This is a genomic window from Microcystis sp. M53598_WE2 (genome assembly GCF_030067735.1).
Taxonomy (GTDB): Bacteria; Cyanobacteriota; Cyanobacteriia; order Cyanobacteriales; family Microcystaceae; genus Microcystis; species Microcystis aeruginosa.
The window spans coordinates 1-3,097 of record NZ_JASJFE010000186.1; the positions used below are offsets into that span (position 1 = coordinate 1).

At 41.2% G+C, this 3,097-nt stretch carries 3 protein-coding genes; all 3 read left to right on the plus strand.

What is annotated here, in order from left to right:
- The first annotated feature begins 216 nt into the window (after nucleotides 1-216).
- The 3 genes from pstA (at nucleotide 217) to pstB (PX636_RS04015) (ending at nucleotide 2,996) form a co-directional block, all read left to right on the plus strand.
- Nucleotides 217-1,110: a phosphate ABC transporter permease PstA gene (gene pstA / locus PX636_RS04005; protein WP_002797854.1), complete on the plus strand. Its 894-nt coding sequence runs from the start codon at nucleotides 217-219 to the stop codon at nucleotides 1,108-1,110.
- Nucleotides 1,111-1,303: 193 nt separating this feature from the next.
- The gene (pstB, locus tag PX636_RS04010) at nucleotides 1,304-2,107 is read left to right on the plus strand and encodes a phosphate ABC transporter ATP-binding protein PstB (RefSeq protein WP_061432875.1); all 804 of its coding nucleotides are present in this window, start codon (nucleotides 1,304-1,306) and stop codon (nucleotides 2,105-2,107) included.
- 91 nt (nucleotides 2,108-2,198) lie between these two features.
- Nucleotides 2,199-2,996 (plus strand): phosphate ABC transporter ATP-binding protein PstB, encoded by a 798-nt coding sequence (pstB, locus tag PX636_RS04015; protein ID WP_012265133.1) that lies wholly within the window; start codon nucleotides 2,199-2,201, stop codon nucleotides 2,994-2,996.
- Nucleotides 2,997-3,097: the final 101 nt, after the last annotated feature.

Here is a 3,097-nt window from a genome sequence, read left to right on the forward strand (position 1 = left end):
ACTGTTTAAGTAGCTGGTTATAATTAAATTAAAAATGGATTTTAGCTTCGATCCTCCCTTAATCCCCCCTTAATCCTAGGCTTGATTCATAGTAGGGTTGATTCATGAATCAACCCTACCCTTAATCCCCCCTTGATAAGGGGGGTGTCTGACAACTTTTAACACCTACCTACTTACTGTTCACTGATTACTGATAACTGATAACTGATAACTGATATGGATAGTGCGAATTTAGGCAATAATCTCAAAAAGAAACCGAGTAGTCCTCGATCGCTATTGGGGACAATTATGACCGTCCTATCGGGTTTATGTTTAGCCGTCACCGTGATTCCCCTTTTTGCCGTCCTAGGCTTCGTTTTTGTGCAAGGGGTGGGTCGTTTAAACGCTAATCTCTTTACTAAATTACCGCCACCGCCGGGGTTAGGAGGAGGAGGCATCGCTAACGCCATTTTAGGCACAATTATCGTCGTTGCCCTAGCCACAGCGATCGCAGTTCCCATTGGCGTTTTAGCGGCGGTTTATCTCTCGGAATTTAGCGGTGATAACAAACTTGCCCAGGGTGTGCGCTTCGCTACCAACGTTTTAGCGGGTGTCCCTTCGATTATTGTCGGGGTTTTCGCCTACGGTTTGCTAGTTGCTCCGTTATTTGGCGAAGGAACAGCCCTTTTAGGCTTTTCTGCTCTTGCCGGTTCGATCGGTTTAGCGGTGTTAATGTTACCTACTATTATTAGAACCACCGATGAGGCTTTAAAAATCGTTCCCCAAGACATCCGCTGGGCGGCCATGGGTTTAGGGGCCTATAACTACCAAACCGTCCTAAAAATCGTCCTTCCTGCTGCTGTTCCCGCTATTTTAACCGGTGTGACTTTAGCAATTGCTAGGGCTGCTGGAGAAACGGCCTCTTTAATTTTTACGGCATTATTCTCTAACTTTTGGCCCCGGGGTGTCTTTGAACCGATTGCCACCCTTTCGGTCTTAGTTTTCAACTTTGCTACTGCCCCTTTTGCCCCCCAACAGCAATTAGCTTGGGCAGGTGCTTTAATTCTGGTGCTTTTGGTGTTGGTAACTAACATTTTATCCCGTTTAGCCACGCGCCAGAAAACCTATTAAGTCAAGGAAAAAGAACGTAGGTTGGGTTGAAGCATGAAACCCAACGCCCGCATGGGTTACGCTATCGCTAACCCATCCTACAAATAATTGTGCCTCCCTACTTAAGTCAAGGAAAAAGTAAAAAGGGATATTTAAGTAAAAATCTACCTATCTTTCCAATTCCTCAATTATCCAAATTCAAGGTCAATAATTTATGCTAACTAATCGCACTACCCAATCAACTGCAACCGTTTTAAAGGTTGATAAGGCTAATATTTACTATGGAAATTATCGAGCAGTACGAGACGTTTCGATCAATATTCCCAAAAATAAAGTCACCGCTTTTATCGGACCCTCTGGCTGTGGAAAAAGTACCATTCTCAGGTGTTTTAATCGTCTCAATGATTTAATTCACGGTTTTCGTATTGACGGCAAAGTTTTTTATCATAACCAAGATATTTACTCTCAAGAGGTGGATCCAGTCGAAGTAAGAAAATACATCGGTATGGTGTTCCAGCGCCCTAATCCTTTTCCCAAATCCATTTATGATAATGTGGTTTACGGAGCGCGCTTAAATGGTTATAAAGGCGATTTGGATGAATTAGTAGAAACTTCCCTGCGTCGGGCTGCTCTCTGGGAAGAAGTAAAAGATAAACTGAAAGAAAGCGGTTTTTCCCTATCGGGGGGACAACAACAAAGATTATGTATTGCTCGTGCTATTGCCGCTCAACCAGAAGTATTATTAATGGATGAACCCTGTTCGGCACTGGATCCGATTTCAACTTTAAAAGTTGAGGAGTTAATGCACGAGTTAAAAGAACGTTACACGATTATTATTGTTACTCACAATATGCAACAAGCTACTAGAGTAGCAGATTTAACGGCTTTTTATAACGCTGAACCCACCGATAAAGGTGGCAAAATTGGTTATCTAGTCGAGTTTGATCATACGGACAAAATCTTTAGTGATCCTCAAGAACAAGCAACTAAAGATTATGTTAGTGGACGTTTTGGCTAAATCCAGTTATCCGTTATCAGTTATCAGCTTTTTTCTTCCCTCTCCTCCTCTCCCTTTTCCCTTTTCCCCAACACCTATTCCTTTGAAAATTATGTATAGTACCGATGTTGTTACCGATGCGGTTTTGAGAACCAAAAATTTAAATGTTTACTATGGTTCTAATCTCGCTGTTCGTGATGTTAACCTTGATATTCCTGAGAAAAAAGCGGTCGCTTTTATCGGTCCCTCTGGCTGCGGGAAAAGTACGGTTTTACGCTGTTTTAATCGCATGAATGATCTGGTTAAAAGTGCCAAAATTGAGGGAAAAGTTACCTTTCGCGGTCAAGATATTTATGGTAATTCCGTTAATCCTATCGGGTTACGCAGTCGTATTGGTATGGTTTTTCAGAAACCGAATCCTTTCCCTAAATCTATCTATGAAAATATCGCTTTTGGGGCGCGCTTAAATGGTTACATCGGCGATATGGATCAATTAGTGGAAGAATCTTTAAAAAAAGCCGTTCTCTGGGATGATGTTAAAGATAAACTCAAAGAAAGTGGTTTAGCTTTATCGGGAGGACAACAACAAAGGTTATGTATTGCTCGCGCTATTGCGGTTAAACCGGAAGTTGTTTTAATGGATGAACCCTGTGCGGCACTCGATCCAATTTCTACCCTAAAAATTGAGGAATTAATTCACGAATTGAAAACCCAATATACTATAGTTATTGTCACTCATAATATGCAACAAGCGTCGCGGGTTTCTGATTTAACGGCTTTTTATAATGCTGAACCGACCCCAAAAGGCGGTAAAGTAGGTTATTTAGTGGAATATGATCGCACCGAGGTTATCTTTCAAAATCCCGCTCAAGAGTCCACTAGAGATTATGTTAGCGGTCGTTTTGGTTAATTACTTTAGTCTTTTTGAGATAAATTATCGGAATGAGTTAATCAACTTGTTCTGATTTTTTCTGGTTATTATCTAATAAAACTACATTATTGAGCGTTTTG

What these genes read in the sequence shown, in the direction of transcription:
- pstA (WP_002797854.1), top strand. Translation starts at nt 217, where the DNA reads ATGGATAGTGCGAATTTAGGCAATAATCTCAAAAAGAAACCGAGTAGT.
- pstB (WP_012265133.1), top strand. Translation starts at nt 2,199, where the DNA reads ATGTATAGTACCGATGTTGTTACCGATGCGGTTTTGAGAACCAAAAAT.
- pstB (WP_061432875.1), top strand. Translation starts at nt 1,304, where the DNA reads ATGCTAACTAATCGCACTACCCAATCAACTGCAACCGTTTTAAAGGTT.